The following is a 14,968-nucleotide window of genomic DNA, read 5'->3' as shown; positions in this document are numbered from 1 at the left end:
TTCCGCGCCACCGGCGACCCACCACACCGCGGCCACGGCGGTCCCCGACAGACGGCCGCCCGCCGCCGCACCGCCGTCGCGCCCGATACGGGCCCCGGGCGGCGATCCAACCCGTTCAAGGAGAGAAACGTGCGGATAGCCACCACGTTGTCGTACGCCGGAGACGTGCAGGCCACCGTCGCCCGGGCGGTCGCCCTCGAAGACGCCGGACTCGACATCGCGTTCGTCCCCGAGGTGTACGGCTTCGACGCCCCGACCATCCTGGGCTTCCTGGCCGCCCGCACCCGGCGCCTGCACATCGCGACCGGCATCCTGCCGATCTACTCGCGCACGCCCGCGCTCATCGCGCAGACCGCGGCGGGACTCGACGCGGTGTCCGGCGGCCGGGCGATCCTCGGACTCGGCGCGTCCGGACCGCAGGTCGTCGAGGGCTGGCACGGCGTCCCGTACGACAAGCCCCTCGCCCGCACCCGCGAGATCGTCGAGCTGTGCCGCCGCGTCTGGCGCCGCGAAGTCGTCACCAACACCGGGCTCTACCCGCTGCCGCTGCCCGCGGGCGAGGGCACCGGCCTCGGCAGACCGCTGAAACTCCTCGCCCACCCGGTACGCGAACGCATCCCCGTCCACCTCGCCGCGCTCGGCGAGCACAACGTCCGTCTCACCGCCGAGATCGCGGAGGGGTGGCTGCCGTTGTTCTTCCTGCCGGACCGTGCCCACCGGGTCTGGGGCACGTCGCTGGCCGAGGGAAAGGCCCGCCGCGACCCCGTACTCGGTGAACTGCAGACCGTCGCGGGCGGCCTCCTGGCCATCGGCGACGACGTCACCGGACTCCGCGATCTGGCCCGCCCCTCGACCGCGCTGTACGTCGGTGGCATGGGGGCCAAGGGCCGCAACTTCTACAACGACGTCGTCCGCAGATACGGCTTCGAAGCCGAGGCCGAGCGCGTGCAGGACCTCTACCTCGCCGGGCACAAGAAGGAGGCCATGGCCGCACTGCCCGACGAACTCATCGATCTCACCAACCTCATCGGCCCCGAAGGGTGGGTACGCGACCGGATCGCCGCCTACCGGGAAGCCGGCGTCACCGTGCTCAACGTCGACCCCGTAGGACCCGAGCCGCTGGCCGACGTACGCACGCTCAAGCACCTGGTGTCGTAACCCTCCTGTTGTGCCCGGGACGGGTTCCACCGGCCTGCGCGGCGGCCCCGCGGGCACGCACCCCGAACGCACGCGCTCCTGCACCCGGTCGGCGGCGGCCGGGAGGGCTCGGGCGCCCATGACACGATCACGAACTCACTTATGAACACGGTCCTGTTGACGCTAGGTTGTGCGAGAGCGACGGGACGTACGGCAGGAGGATGTTCTCAATGAGGGATGGCGAACCGGCACCGCAGGCATCGGACAGGATCGATACCTCAGTACCCCACTCGGCACGCATCTGGAACTACTGGGTGGGGGGCAAGGACAACTACGAAGTCGACCAGGCCGCCGGAGACCAGGTCAAGCAGGTGTTCCCGGGGATCGTCGACGACGCCCGGCACACCCGGGCGTTTCTGTCGCGCGCCGTCCGCTTTCTGGCGGCCGATGCGGGCATCCGGCAGTTCCTCGACATCGGCACGGGCCTGCCGACCGCCGACAACACCCACGAAGTCGCGCAGCGGGTCGCGCCCGAGGCGCGGATCGTCTACGTCGACAACGATCCCCTGGTTCTCACGCATGCCCAGGCCCTCCTGACGAGCACCTCCGCGGGTGCCTGCGACTACATCGACGCGGATGTGCGAAACCCCGCCCTGATCCTGGCGGAAGCCGCCCGGACACTGAACTTCGACCGCCCCGTCGGACTGATGATGCTGGGGATCCTCGGCAACGTCCCCGACTACGACGAGGCACGGGCGGCCCTGACGCACCTGCTCGGCGCGCTGCCCTCCGGCAGCTACCTGGTGGTCAACGACGGCACCACCACCAACGAGGCGCGGAACGAGGCCGTCCGTCAGTACAACGAGAACAGCGGCGGCGACCACCCCTACACCAACCGCACCCCGGAACAGATCGCCGCCTACTTCGACGGCCTGGAACTCGTCGACCCCGGCGTCGTCCCCACGTCCCAGTGGCGGCCCGTCCCCGGCGCGGACCAGGCGGCCGAGGTGGCGGTGCTCTGCGGCGTCGGACGCAAGAACTGACGCCGCTTCACCCGTGAGAGACCGGCACCGGGCCGGTCCGCCGCCGATGCGTCGTACGGTGGCGGCAGCGGAAGCCAGGCCCGGTGCCGATGGCGCCCGGGACGTCCTTCCGGACTCCTTGCCGGTCCCATCCGACCCAGACGGCGACTCCCCCGGCCTGCCGCCCCTCCCCCGGCCGTGAACACCGTCGGGGCCGGGAACAGCCGGTCGGCCTCCGCACGGGCGTGCCGCCCGGCCGATCCGGCCGACCGGAGCCAGGACACGACGAGCCTGCGCCGACGCCGCTTCCGGATCGTCTCCGTCCCCTGTTCCCCGTGGATCCGCCGTCCGACCGTGCAGGAATCGGCAAGTCCTCTGCACGCATCGTCAAGGCCCGTCCGGACGCGGTACGCCATCATGGTGACGCCTGGTCCGGCCGCGGGCAGCCGTCGGCCCCCGACCCGGGGAACGGGTCGGGACGTGCGGCTCCGCCGCCCTGCCGAAGGGGGCCCGTGCGCCGTCCGTGCTGTTCCGGCGCTTCCCCGGATCCCGTTCCGGGGCCGGAGCGCCTGAACACCTGCACGGAAGGCGGGCCGTGCACCGACCGTAAGGATTCCTGTGCTGTTACCACGATCGGTGCCCGTACGGGCGCTGACGCTCGCGCTCGTGGCGGGAGCCCTGGCGCCCTTGGGCCCCGCGCCCGCCGCTTCCGCGACTGCGGTTCCCGCCGCCGGTGCCGTCGCGCACTCCTCCGGACTCGCGGCTCCCGCACGGCGCTTGACCTGGGCGGGCTGCGGACCGGACGCTCCTGCGGCGCTGGAGTGCGCGACGCTGAAGGTGCCCCTGGACTACCGCAGTCCCGGCGGCCGGACGATCGACATCGCGGTCTCCCGCATGGCCACGAGCGTCCCCGGCAAACGCCGTGGGGTGCTGCTCCTCAACCCGGGCGGGCCGGCCACCCCGGGGATCGGCCTGCCGGCCGACATGGCCAAGGAGATGCCGAAGGCCGTGCTGGAACGGTACGACCTCATCGGGTTCGACCCCCGCGGCGCCGGTCGCAGCACCCCCGGAGGCTGCGGGCTGACGCTGGACGAGGCATTCAGGGACAAGAGCCCCTACCGGCCGGAGACCTTCGGGGAAGACGTCGCCTGGGCCCGCCGGGTGGCCGGCAAGTGCCGGACCTCGCCGACGGCGTACAGGCTCCCGCACATCACCACCCGTAACACCGCACGGGACATGGACGCCATCAGAACGGCGCTCGGCGAGCAGAAGATCTCGTATCTGGGCATCTCCTACGGCTCCTACCTCGGGGCCGTGTACACGCAGATGTTCCCCCGTCGCGCCGACCGATTCGTCCTCGACAGCGCGGTGGACCCGAAACTGGCCTGGCGCGGCCTCATGCGGGAATCCGCGCGGCAGGCGGAGCGCGCCTTCACGGCGTGGACCCGGTGGACGGCGGAGCACGCGGCCGTCTACGGCCTCGGAGACACTCCGCGAGAGGTCCGGCGCGCCTTCTGGGAACTGGTGGAGAAGGCCGGCCGCGAGCCCGTCGAGCTGGACGGTGTCCTGTACCGGGGCGACGACATCCGCAGGGAGATCGCCGGGCAGGCGCACGATCCGCGGGCGGCCTCCTCGCTCGTCAGGGCTCTGCGGCAGGCGTCGTCGAAAGCCTCCGTATCACGGTCAGGGCACACAGGACCGGCCGCGCACCCGGCCACCGGAGTTCCGCTCCGTGGTTCCCCGTTCCCCGCCACCGGGCTCCCGGACCGCGGGACCGGCGCTTCCTGGGCGGGCACCCCGGGGTGGGACGCGGGGGCAGCGGTCGTATGGTCGCTGTTCTGCGGCGACGCCACGACGAGCTGGCCGAGGGACCCGGAGCAGTACCGCCGTGACGCGATCCGCGACCGGGCGCGCCACCCCCTCTACGGCGACTTCGCCGTCGGCATCGAACCGTGCGCGTTCTGGGACAGCGGACGCGAGCCCGCCACGGTGGTGGACAACCGGGTCGGCGCGCTGATCCTGCAGCACGAGTGGGACCCCGCGACCACCGCGGCCTCCGGCTGGGGCCTGCACCGGGCGATGAAGGGCTCCCGCATGGTCTTCGTCGCGGGCGGCCGGGGACACGGCGTCTACAGCATGGACCGTGATCCGTGCGCCATCGCACAGGCCAACGCCTATCTGACGACCGGGAGGCTCCCCGGGAAGAACGTCGTCTGTCACGCACCCGACCCCGAGCCCTTCACCGAACCCCTGGCTCCGGGGCCGTGATGTCCTCTGTCCCCGCGGGTCCCGCGCGGCTCCGCCCGGGACCCATCACCGGGTGAATCGCCGGGATCTCCCGTCGGGGCCACGGGTGGTAGCCGTACCAGACCTCCGGACGGCCGGCACTCCGCCGGACCTCGGACCGCCGGTGACGGACGCGGTCCCCGTCGGCGTCCCGTGGCGCTCACCGGCGAAGGCCTGCACGGTACGGGGGCGGCGTCCCGGCGGACGCCGCCCCCGTGCGCGGGCCTCAGCCGGTGCGGCTCATCATGTGCTTGACACGGACATACGAGTCCAGCGCGTACGTGGACAGATCCTTGCCGTACCCGGACTGCTTGAATCCACCGTGCGGCATCTCGGTGGCGTACACCCCGTGGCAGTTGATCCACACCGTACCCGCGTCGATGCGGCGGGCCAGCCGGGGACCGGCCGCCGGGTCCCGGCTCCAGACCGATGCCGCCAGGCCGTAGGGCACATCGTTCGCCAGCCGGACCGCGTCGTCCTCGTCGGCGAAGGACTGGACGGTCAGGACCGGGCCGAAGACCTCCTCCTGCACGATCGCGTCGTCCTGGCGCACTCCGGTCACCACGGTCGGTGCGAAGTAGAAGCCGGGTCCGGGCAGGGCCGCGCCTCCGGTGGCGATGTGCGCGTGCTCGGGGAGACCTGTCAGGTAGGCGCTCACCCGGGACAGATGGGCGTGGCTGTTCAGCGGGGGGACCTCGGTCCCGGCGGCCCGTTCGGCCAGCAGCGCGACCAGTTCGTCGTGCGCCCCGGCGGCCACGAGAACCCGGCAGGCGGCGGTGCAGTCCTGGCCCGCGTTGTAGAAGGCGGCTTCCACGATGCCGTCCGCCGCCTCGGCCAGGTCGGCGTCCGCGAGGACGATCGCGGGTGCGTCGCCGCCCAGTTCCAGATGGAGCCGCTTGATCCCGGCGGTGGCCGTGATCTCCGCGCCCGCGCGGCTGCTCCCGGTGAGGGAGACGAGAGCGGGGAGCGGGTGGGAGGCGAGAGCGCGGCCGGTGTCCCGGTCGCCGCACACGACGGTGACGACGCCCGGGGGCAGCACCTCGGCGCAGATCTCGCCCAGGACGAGGGCGCTCATGGGGGTGGTCTCGGCGGGCTTGAGGACGACGGTGTTCCCGGCCGCGAGCGCGGGGGCGAGCTTGTCGACCGCGCAGGTCAGGGGGTGGTTCCACGGTGCGATCAGGGCGCAGACCCCCACCGGCTCACGTACGACCGCCGAGGTGTGGCCGGACACGTACTCCCCGCCCAGCGGACCGTGCGCGGTCCGCGCGGCCCCGGCCATGAAGCGCAGTTCGTCCACGGCGGCGGGGACCTCCTCCTCCAGCACTTCGGAGAGGTCCTTGCCGGTGTTGCGGCTTTCGACGGCGGCCAGTTCCCCCGCCCGCGAGGCGATGGCGTCGGCCAGGGCGAGCAGGTGCGCGTGGCGTTCGGCCGGTGTGACGGCCCGCCAGGTCTCGAAGGACGCGGCGGCCGTCCGTACGGCCGCGTCGACCTCCTCGGCGGAGGCGATCGGAACGCGGTCGTACACCTCGCCGGTGCGCGGGTCCGTGATGTCGGTGTGGGTCACAGGGTCTCCTCGATGAAGGCGGCCACACGCTCGCCGACGACCGTGGTCGGCAGCGCGGGGGTGCCGCGGGGCACCTGGGGGAAGACGGAGGCGTCGGCGATGTGGAGGCCCTCCAGGCCGTGCACCTTGCCGGTGTGGTCGACGACCGCGTACGGGTCGTCGGCCGAGCCCATCCGGCAGCTGCCGGCCGGATGCCAGTAGTGCCGGTGGTTCGCCCTGATCCAGTCGTCGGCGTCGCCGTCCGGGGTGAGCAGCGGGGTGCCCAGGTAAGGGGACAGGTCCAGCTCCCGTACCCAGTCCAGGCCGTGGCGGAGGGCCGCGACGTCGTCCGGGTGGGCGAGATAGGCGTGGTCGACGTCGGCGAGTGCGTCCGGCGCGGCCGACATCAGTCGCACCGTGCCCCGCGAACGGGGGTTGAGCAGTCCGACCGGCACGACGCAGCGCCAGCCGTGTTCCAGCGTGGCGTCACGCTCGGTCCACGGGTAGACGTGCAGGTCGTACGGTGCGTCCCCGGCGTAGGGCGAGCGGATCTTGGCCAGGGCTTGCTCGTCGGGGAGCAGCCGATCGCGGGAGAACTCGGCCAGATCGGCGGCGAGTTCGGCGGTTCCGGCGAACTCCAGCTGTACGGAGGGATGGTCGTGGAGGTTCTCCCCCACGCCGGGCAGTCGGTGCCGTACGGCGACGCCGATCTCGGTGAGGTGGCCCGCCGGGCCGATTCCGGAGCGCAGCAGCACTTCGGGGCTTCCGTAGGCTCCCGCGCTGAGCACGATGAGGTCGGCTCCGATACGGTGCCGCCGGCCGTCGGCGGTGAGCACGTCCACCGCGATCGCCCGGCCGCCTTCGAGCACCACCCTGTCGGCCTTCACTCCGCCCGCCACCGTCAGGTTGCCCGGTTCGCGTACCGGATCGAGATAGGCGAAGGCCGTGTTGACGCGCACTCCGTCAGGGGTGATGTTGACCGGTGCGCAGCCGATGCCGAGTTCGCCGTCGAGCTGGTCGAAGTCGTGGCGTACGGGCAGACCGAGCCGTGTGCCGGCGGCGAGGAACGTCCGCTGGAAGGGCTGTACCTCGTCTTCGCGGTAGGTCCTCAGCCGCAGTGCGGCACTCGCTCTGTCGAAGAGCGGTCGCAGGGAGGCTGCGTCCCAGCCGGGCGAGCCGGAGGCGGCCCAGGCGTCGTAGTCGCCGCCCCAACCACTGCTCTGTGTACAACCGTTGTGGGTGGAGCAGCCCCCGATCACCCGGCAGCGGTCGAAGGTGTGGCGGTCACCGCGGTACCCCCAGTCGTGGGAGGTGGGCAGGGTGGTGGCGTCCAGGAGGTCGGCCGGCCACGAGGAGCGGTCGGGCCCGTAGTCGGGTCCCGCTTCCAGGACGAGCACCCGATGGCGTCGGGCGAGCCGTCCGGCGACGGCGCATCCCGCCGTACCGCCTCCCAGGACGACGATCTCGGCGTGGTCAGGAAGCATGTGCGGTGACTCCTCGGTCGGACGGTACGGATGTGGTGCCCCCGGCGCGGCGAAGGCGCGGGCCGCAGGCCCGGACAGGCGGCTCACGGCGGGGACGAGCGTGTTGGGCGCGGACGTGACCGGGACCGGCGTGTACGGCACCGGCGCGTTCGGGACGACCGGGGCGAGCACCGCCGGGCCGGGGCGCACAGGGGCGCGGCGGCACGGCCGGGCCTGGAGGATCCAGCGCGTGAAGGCCCCGCGGCCCGCGGCGGAGTGCGGTTGGGGCGACCGCCATCATGCGGCCTCCTTCATGTGGTGGATACAGCCATGCGGTGGACGCGGCCATGATGGATCGATGCGTTCAAAATCGTCAAGCATTCATGTTCAATATGATCGCGCTAGGCTGTCGCGGTGACGACGACCTTCGACAGGGGCCTGGCTCTCCTCGGCGCGATCCTGGACGCGGAACTGGGCTCGGCCGGCTACCCCGGCAACGCTCAGCTCGCCGCTCGGATCGGCCTCGACCAGGCCACGGTCTCCCGCATGCTCAAGGACCTCGCGGCACTGGGTCTCATCGAGCGGGCCGAGCGGGTTCCCGGCTGGCGCGTCGGGCCCGGTTACTTCGCGCTCGCGGCGGCGGCCGGCGACAGTCGCCTACTGGTGCGCGCGCGACCGCTCCTGCGGGGGCTGGTGGCACGCTGGCACGAACCCGCCTGGCTCTCGGTGCGTTCGGAGGGCACGGCGCTCACGGTCGAGGCCCAGCTCAGCCACTGGTCGTCCTATGTGGCGGCGGCCCCCGGAGCGCGGACGCCGATCTGGTGCACCGGGCCGGGCCGGGCGCTGCTGCTCGACCATACCGAGCAGCAGCTCGCCGAACTGCTCGAAGGGGTGGAGTTCATCGGCGGCGGCCCGAGGGCCGCCCGCGGGATTCCCGCACTGGCGGCTTACAACAGCGCCGACCGGCTCGCCGGAGTGGTCGTCGCCGACCGCGAGTTCGAGCATGACGTGGTGGACTTCTCGGCACCCGTCCGCGACCCGTCCGGGGCGATCGTGGCCGCGCTCAGCCTTGCCGTTCCACGGTTCCGCCTGGCCGACCGCACAGCCGGGATCGCGGCGTCGGTGGCAGAGGCGGCCGGGGCGCTGGAGGTCGGGGCCCTGTAGGCCGGGGCTCTGAAGGTCGGGGCCCTGGAGGTCGCGGCGCCGGAGGTCAGGGCCGCCGGCCGAGAAGGCCGGAGAGCCGATCGGCCAGGTCCTTGATGACCCGACCGTGCCGGTCGGCCAGCGGGGCGAGCCGCTCCGACGGCCCCTCGGTGTGCAGAGCGCAGACGATCTCACCGGAGAAGTCCCGGACCGGCGCGGCCACGGCGAACACCCCCGGCTCCGACTCCCCGTCCACGACCGCGAATCCGCGCGCCCTGGACGCCAGCAGCCGGGCCTCGAACTCGGCCACGCCGGTCGGGGCGGCGGGCCCGTAGGCGATGAACTCGGTGTCGGCGAAGACGATGTCCAGCTCCTCCCGGCTGCAGTCCCACAGCAGCGCCTGGCCCGCGTCGTCGCAGTACAGCGGGTACGAGCGGCCCACCCAGGAGAGCCCTGACGGCACATCCTCCAGGACGGCCACCGCGCCGTCCCCCCGCACCTCGGCGAGGAACGCGCTCGCCCCGGTCGCCTCCGCCGCCTCACGCAGAATCGGCGGGCCCTCGGTCAGCAGCCGGGCCCTGACCGCGCGGGCCGCCCGGCTGTAGAGCTGCCAGCTCAGTTCGTAGGCGAGCGTGCCCGGATCCCGGCTGAGCAGACCCGCCGCCCCCAGGCTGTGCAGTGTCCGGGACACCTGCACCCGGTTGCGTCCGAGACGGTCGGCGATCCCCGTCGAGGTCACCGGATTCCCGGCATCCGCCACCGCGAGCAGCACGTCGAGCCCGCGGCTGAGACTCCGCACGGTTCCAGTGGTCACCCGGCGATGGTATCGGCCGGGCGGTACCTGCCGGCGAGGCGTACGCGGAGGCACCGCCGGGCGGAGAGGGAGCGGAATCGCGGGGGCGGAGCGGCGGCGGGGAGAGCGCCCGCCCCCGGCCGTCGGGCCAAGGGCCGCCTGCACGGCCTCGTCCCGACAGGCGCGGCCCCCACCCCCACGTCGCGGACACTCCCGGCACCGGGCGGTCCGTGTCGGGCGGTCGGGCGGCTCGCCGTCCTCACCCGCCGGTGACGCGCCCGGCCGCCCCGCGCCGGCCCCTGAGCGCGGGACGTACCGTCAGCCAAGGTCCAGCGAGGCGCACAGAACGTCGAAGGCGTCCTGGACCCGAGCCCGGTCCCCCGAGGTCACGAGGTCCAGCAGGAGACCCCGGAGCGACCAGGCGAGCAGATACGCCTCGCTGGCCGCCCTCTTCTCGTCCAGCCCTTCGCGCAGGCCCTGTTCACCCAGGATGCGGGTCCAGTCGGCGAGGGAGTCGAGGAACTCCCGGTAGGACTCGGGCTCTTGGGCGGCCAGGCCGAGCACGTAGAAGAAGTTCCCGGTCCGGCCCCGAGAGGCCGGTGAGGAGTACAGCTCCCACAGCGACCGCAGCAGCTGCGCGCGGGTGGTGTGGGGCGCCTCGGCGAAGTACACCCGCTGCTCCTCGGCGCGGAGCCGCTGAAGCACTTCGGCGAGCAGCCGTTCGCGGGACCCGAAGTGGTAGATGAGCATCCGGTGGCTGGTCCCGATCGCCCCGGCGAGGCTCCGGAGCGACATATCCCCCATACCGCGCTCCCCCACATGAGCGACGGCCTTGGTGAGCAACTCATTGCGGGAGTCTTGACGGCTCATGTACCGATGGTACACGCTCCGCTCTGTACCAGTGGAACATGAAAGGGGCGCTCTCTTGCCCGAATCTCAGATCTTCGTGCACAGCGCCGATCTCTCCCCGGACGGACGCCTGGTGGCCTGGGCCGCGCAGTGGGCGGAAGGTCCCGCCGACCGGGTGGAGTTGCGGCTCAGCACCGTCGGCGAGCCCGGATTCCGGGCGGTGGAGCACGGTTCACGCGACACGGATCCCGCCTGGTCGCCCGACGGACGGCGGCTCGCGTTCGTGTCCAACCGCGCCGGAACGCCCCAACTCCATCTGCTGGACCCCGACTCCGGCGAGATCGTCAGGGTCACCGAGACAGGCGTGGTCCAGGGGCCGGTGTGGAGTCCGGACGGCCGACGGCTCGCCTGGACCGCACCGCCGCAGCGCCCTCCCCGCGACCCGGCCGCGCCCTTCCGCATCACCCGCGCCGTCCCCTGGGCGGACGGCATCGGTCTCGTCGACGACGCCCTCACCGACATCTTCACGGTCGACGTGGAGACCGGAGAGGTCCAGCGGCTCACCGACGACGACCTGCTCAACCGGGACCCTGCCTGGGGCCCCGGCGGCATCACCTATGTGGCGAGCTTCCCGCCCGGCTCACCGGCTCCCTCGGACCAGGTGCGCACCGTGACCGTGGACGGCCGGATCATCGACCGCGGCCCCGTGGTACCGGATGTGGCCGTGGCCCGACCGCTGGCGGACGGCCGCGTCCTCCACGGTTCGATGGCCCTCCTGGATCCGGCGTCGACCGGCGACCTGTGGATCACCGGCCCCGACAGGACACGCTCGCTGACCGAGGGCCTCGGCCTCGACCTGCACGGGTGCTTCCACCCCGACCTGCCGAGCACCCTGGGCGACGCGGCCGTGGTGCTCGCGGACTCGACCCACGCGGTGGCCCGCGTACAGCGTGGCGGCACCCTGGAGATCCACCGGTTCGCCCTCGACGGCCCGCCCCGGTCCACCCCCCTGGTCACCGGGGACCGCACCGCCCATCCGATAGCCCTGCGCTCCGGACGCCTGCTCCACACCAGCGCCACCGCCGCAGGCGTGCCGGATCTGGCTGTGACGGACGTCGACACCGGCGTGGAGACACGTGTCACCTTCCTGGCCGCCGAGCCGGTGCACACGGTGGAACAGCTCGCCTTCAACTCCGCCGACGGCACCGCGATCGAAGGCTGGTTCCTGAGGCCCGCCGGGGCCACCGCACCGTACCCGACCGTGCTGATGATCCACGGCGGCCCGAAGGCCGCCTACGGCCAGGTGTACAACACCGACGCGCACCGCCTCGCGGACCACGGCTACGGCGTCCTGATGATCAACCCGCGCGGCTCACGGGGGTACGGCCCCGAGTTCTCCGCCGCCACCGTGGGCGCCTGGGGCGAGAGCGACTTCCCCGACTTCATGGCGGCGGTGGACCACGCCATCGCCGAGGGCCTCGCCGACCCGGACCGCCTCGGCGTCTGCGGCCTGTCCTACGGCGGCTACATGACCTGCTGGATCATCGGCCACACCGACCGCTTCAGGGCGGCCGTCGCGGAGAACCCGGCCACCAACCTGCACAGCCTGTACGGGACATCGGACCTGGGCGTACCCCTGGTCACCGCCACGATGGGGACCTCGGCGGCACGCATGATCGAATGCTCGCCCCTGACCCACGCCCACCGCAGCACCACGCCCACGCTGCTCGTCGTCGCCGATCAGGATCACCGCTGCCCGCCCGAGCAGGCCCGCCAGTACTACACCGCGCTGACCACGGCCGGATGCCCGGCCGAGATGCTCGTCCTCCCTGGCCTCGGTCACGAGGCGTCGATCACCGGGCCTCCTCCCGTCCGCGAAGCCCAGAACGAGGCACTCGTGGAGTGGATGGACCGCCACCTCATGGAGCGGCCGTGCTGACGCTCGCCGGGGCGACCCTCATCGACGGAACCGGGCGCGACCCGGTCGCGGGCGCGCACGTCGTCATCGACGGGACCCGTATCCAGGACCGCGCGCCGTCCGGACGGACCCTGGACCTGACCGGCCTGACCCTCCTGCCGGGGCTCATCGACGCCCATGTGCATCTCCTCGGCGCGGGACACTCCCTCGGTGGGGTCGCCGAGGGCCGGGTCTCGGCCGCCGAGGTCGCCGCCGGTATGTTCCACGCCGCCGAAAGGGCGCTCCACTCGGGATTCACCACCCTGCGCGACTGCGGCGGCGCCGACGGGGGCCTGGTGCGCGCCATCGCGTCCGGTCTGATACCGGGGCCGCGCGTGCTGGTGGCGGGGCCGATTCTGGCCCAGACCGGCGGCCACGGCCACTTCGGCTCGACGTTCGGCGGCGGCGGCGACTGGGCCGTACCGGGCCTCGGACAGCTCAGCCTGATCTGCGACGGCCCGGACGAGGTCAGGCGGGCGGCGAGAACGGCCTTCCGCCGCGGCGCGGACTTCCTCAAGATGTGCGTCACCGGCGGCGTCGTCTCCCATTCGGACGCCCTGACCGATACGCAGTTCACCTCTCGGGAGATCCGGGCCGCCGTACGGGAGGCGGACGCCCGCGGCACGTACGTCACCGTGCACGCCCACAACAGCGAGGGCGTCCGCATGGCGGTGCTGGCGGGGGCGCGCTGTGTGGAGCACGGGAGCCACCTCGACGAGGAGACCTGCTCTCTGATGGCCCGCCACGGCACCGCGCTGGTACCGACGCTGACCGCCGCGCGGCGGCTGTCGGACGACGCCGCGGAGGTCGGCGTGACCCCGGACATCGCCTCCCGGGCCTCCGGGGTGGAGGCCGCGATGGCGCAGGCCCTGCGCATGGCGGCGGCGGCCGGGGTGCCGATCGGTTCCGGATCCGACCTGTTCGGCGGCGGCTCCTGGCGCCACGGCCGGGAACTGGCCCTCAAAGCGGACCTCATCGGGCCCATGGCAGCCATCACGTCCGCCACCTCCGTCAATGCCCGCATCCTCGGTCTGGACAGCCATCTGGGCACCGTCCAGCCGGGCATGACGGCGGACCTCATCGCCGTCGATGGCGATCCCCTGACCGATCCCGGCCTCTTCGAGGACCCCGCACGCGTGGTGCTGATCGTCAAGGACGGCCGGATCGTCAAGGACACCCAGCGCCTCCTCACCCCTTGACCGCCGCGGACCAGCCGCGGCCCGAGAGAGAGCCGTACACCACCATGACGCTGACCACCGAACAACTCGCCCCGCCCAGACCGGGCCGCGGAGCCCTGCCGAGTTACGCACTGGCCATGTTCACCCTCTCCGCGTGCTTCGGCGCCCCGGGCGGGGTGCTGATCGCCGTTCAGGTCGCCGAGCTGGCACCGGACGACAAAGTTCAGGTCTTCGGCCTGATCAGCGCCGTCTCCGCGCTGGCCGGCGCCCTCGTCTCGCCGATCGGCGGGGCGCTCTCCGACCGAACCCGCTCACGGTTCGGCAAGCGGGCCCCCTGGATCGTGGCGACGGCGCTGATCGGTCTGCTCGGCATGGCGGGATCCGGAGCGGCCCGCTCGGTGCCGGTGCTGCTGATCGTCTGGAGCCTGACCAATGTCGTGCTCGGGGTGCTCCAGGCCGTACTCACCCCCTACATCGCGGACCGTGTCCCGCTCGGGAAGCGGGGCAGGGCCTCCGCCTACCAGGGTGTCGCCTGGCTGACGGGCAACACCGTCGGCATGGCACTCGCCAGCCAGTTCACCCTCTCCGTGCTCACCGGCTATCTGCTGTTCGGCGCCGTCGCCGCCGCTGCCGCGCTGCTGTTCGTGTTCGTCGCGCCGGAGCGGTCCACGCTGGACGTGGAGCGTGTCCCCCTCACCCTGCGCGACCTCCGCAAGCTGCACTGGGTCAGTCCTCGCCGGCATCCGGACTTCGCCTGGGTCTTCGCCGCGCGGGCCCTGTTCCACCTCGGGTACGGCGGCCCCCTGTACTTCCTTTTCTATCTCGTGGAGGACTACATCGGGTACCAGGGCGACGTCGCCGAGGCGGTCGCGATCCTCGCCCTCCTCATCGCCGCTCCCACACTGCTGGCCGGGCCCCTGACGGGATTGCTCACGGACCGCTCCGGCCGGCGCAAGCCCTATGTGATCGCCTCGACCGCGCTGATGTGCGCCGGCACCGCCGTGCCGCTGATCTGGCCCACCTGGCCGGCGATGGTCGTCTTCGTCATGATGCTGGGCTTCGGCCTCGGCGGGTACTTCTCCTCCGACGGCGTGCTGATGACCCTGGTGCTCCCCCGCGCGGAGGACACCGGCAAGGACATGGGCCTCTTCCTCCTCTCCGGCTACGTCGCGCTGGCCATTTCCCCCTTCTACGCCTCCCTGGTGGTGACGCACTTGGGCGGATACCCCGCCCTGCTCATGACCTCGATGACGATCCTCGCCCTCGCGGCCGTGGCGATCCTGCCGGTGCGCGGCGTCCGTTAGGGTCCCCCGTCGCGGTCCGCCGCGGGCGGCGCCGGAGCCATGCGGACAACGCCGTGCGGACAGTACTGAGCAGAAACGTTCCCGCAGCCCCGTCCGCGTCCTCCGACCGCGCCCTCGTGGCCCGGCGGTCCACCCCGGTCGAGCAGCCGGCTCAATGGCGTGGGCCCGTTGCGGAGTTCCGGGACGGACGCCGCGGGGGGGGGGGGGGGGGGGGGGGGGGGGGGGGGGGGGGGGGGGGGGGGGGGGGGGCGGCGGGCGCGCGGGGGCGGGGCGGGGGGGGGCGGGCGCGGCGC

The 14,968-nt window shown here is 72.7% G+C and carries 11 protein-coding genes; 7 read left to right on the top strand and 4 right to left on the bottom strand.

Features of this window, described 5'->3' with window-relative positions; all coding sequences use genetic code 11:
• The first annotated feature begins 129 nt into the window (after positions 1-129).
• The 3 genes from ACFYT4_RS24675 to ACFYT4_RS24665 all read left to right on the top strand — a co-directional run bounded on the left by ACFYT4_RS24675 (position 130) and on the right by ACFYT4_RS24665 (position 4,427).
• Positions 130-1,158 carry an LLM class F420-dependent oxidoreductase gene (locus tag ACFYT4_RS24675; protein WP_389272951.1) on the top strand — a complete coding sequence of 343 codons (1,029 nt, stop codon included), beginning with the start codon at positions 130-132 and terminating at the stop codon, positions 1,156-1,158.
• A 209-nt stretch (positions 1,159-1,367) separates the two neighbouring features.
• Positions 1,368-2,180, top strand: coding sequence for an SAM-dependent methyltransferase (locus tag ACFYT4_RS24670; RefSeq protein WP_389272948.1), 813 nt, complete (start codon positions 1,368-1,370; stop codon positions 2,178-2,180).
• A 597-nt stretch (positions 2,181-2,777) separates the two neighbouring features.
• The gene (locus ACFYT4_RS24665; RefSeq protein WP_389272945.1) at positions 2,778-4,427 is read left to right on the top strand and encodes an alpha/beta fold hydrolase; all 1,650 of its coding nucleotides are present in this window, start codon (positions 2,778-2,780) and stop codon (positions 4,425-4,427) included.
• Positions 4,428-4,671: 244 nt separating this feature from the next.
• Here ACFYT4_RS24665 and ACFYT4_RS24660 read toward each other — a convergent pair whose 3' ends face one another.
• Both ACFYT4_RS24660 and ACFYT4_RS24655 read right to left on the bottom strand, forming a co-directional pair.
• Positions 4,672-6,009, bottom strand: coding sequence for an aldehyde dehydrogenase family protein (locus ACFYT4_RS24660; protein ID WP_389272943.1), 1,338 nt, complete (start codon positions 6,007-6,009; stop codon positions 4,672-4,674).
• The gene (locus ACFYT4_RS24655; RefSeq protein ID WP_389272940.1) at positions 6,006-7,472 is read right to left on the bottom strand and encodes a GMC family oxidoreductase; all 1,467 of its coding nucleotides are present in this window, start codon (positions 7,470-7,472) and stop codon (positions 6,006-6,008) included. Before ACFYT4_RS24655 ends, ACFYT4_RS24660 begins: the two co-directional genes overlap by 4 nt.
• A gap of 393 nt (positions 7,473-7,865) precedes the next feature.
• Between ACFYT4_RS24655 and ACFYT4_RS24650 the strand changes: the two genes are divergently transcribed.
• Positions 7,866-8,615 carry an IclR family transcriptional regulator gene (locus ACFYT4_RS24650; protein ID WP_389272937.1) on the top strand — a complete coding sequence of 250 codons (750 nt, stop codon included), beginning with the start codon at positions 7,866-7,868 and terminating at the stop codon, positions 8,613-8,615.
• 46 nt (positions 8,616-8,661) lie between these two features.
• On the opposite strand, the gene ACFYT4_RS24645 is transcribed toward ACFYT4_RS24650, so the two are convergent.
• Both ACFYT4_RS24645 and ACFYT4_RS24640 read right to left on the bottom strand, forming a co-directional pair.
• Positions 8,662-9,408 (bottom strand): IclR family transcriptional regulator, encoded by a 747-nt coding sequence (locus ACFYT4_RS24645; protein ID WP_389272934.1) that lies wholly within the window; start codon positions 9,406-9,408, stop codon positions 8,662-8,664.
• 297 nt (positions 9,409-9,705) lie between these two features.
• Positions 9,706-10,257 carry a TetR/AcrR family transcriptional regulator gene (locus ACFYT4_RS24640; RefSeq protein WP_389272931.1) on the bottom strand — a complete coding sequence of 184 codons (552 nt, stop codon included), beginning with the start codon at positions 10,255-10,257 and terminating at the stop codon, positions 9,706-9,708.
• 55 nt (positions 10,258-10,312) lie between these two features.
• Here ACFYT4_RS24640 and ACFYT4_RS24635 point away from each other — a divergent pair, with 55 nt between their 5' ends.
• From ACFYT4_RS24635 to ACFYT4_RS24625, 3 genes are read left to right on the top strand one after another with little or no spacing between them, the layout of a single operon-like run.
• Positions 10,313-12,175, top strand: a complete 1,863-nt coding sequence (locus ACFYT4_RS24635; protein WP_389272928.1) for a S9 family peptidase — start codon at positions 10,313-10,315, stop codon at positions 12,173-12,175.
• Positions 12,169-13,392 carry an amidohydrolase family protein gene (locus tag ACFYT4_RS24630; protein WP_389272925.1) on the top strand — a complete coding sequence of 408 codons (1,224 nt, stop codon included), beginning with the start codon at positions 12,169-12,171 and terminating at the stop codon, positions 13,390-13,392. The genes ACFYT4_RS24635 and ACFYT4_RS24630 overlap by 7 nt, the downstream gene beginning before the upstream one ends.
• The gene (locus ACFYT4_RS24625) at positions 13,389-14,675 is read left to right on the top strand and encodes an MFS transporter (RefSeq protein ID WP_389272922.1); all 1,287 of its coding nucleotides are present in this window, start codon (positions 13,389-13,391) and stop codon (positions 14,673-14,675) included. Before ACFYT4_RS24630 ends, ACFYT4_RS24625 begins: the two co-directional genes overlap by 4 nt.
• Positions 14,676-14,968: the final 293 nt, after the last annotated feature.

It is taken from the genome of Streptomyces sp. NPDC004609, from assembly GCF_042873655.1.
Classification (GTDB): Bacteria; Actinomycetota; Actinomycetes; order Streptomycetales; family Streptomycetaceae; genus Streptomyces.
This window is presented reverse-complemented; position numbering and strand designations above follow the sequence as displayed.

What these genes read in the sequence shown, in the direction of transcription:
- ACFYT4_RS24670 (WP_389272948.1), top strand. Translation starts at nt 1,368, where the DNA reads ATGAGGGATGGCGAACCGGCACCGCAGGCATCGGACAGGATCGATACC.
- ACFYT4_RS24655 (WP_389272940.1), bottom strand. Translation starts at nt 7,472, where the DNA reads ATGCTTCCTGACCACGCCGAGATCGTCGTCCTGGGAGGCGGTACGGCG.
- ACFYT4_RS24640 (WP_389272931.1), bottom strand. Translation starts at nt 10,257, where the DNA reads ATGAGCCGTCAAGACTCCCGCAATGAGTTGCTCACCAAGGCCGTCGCT.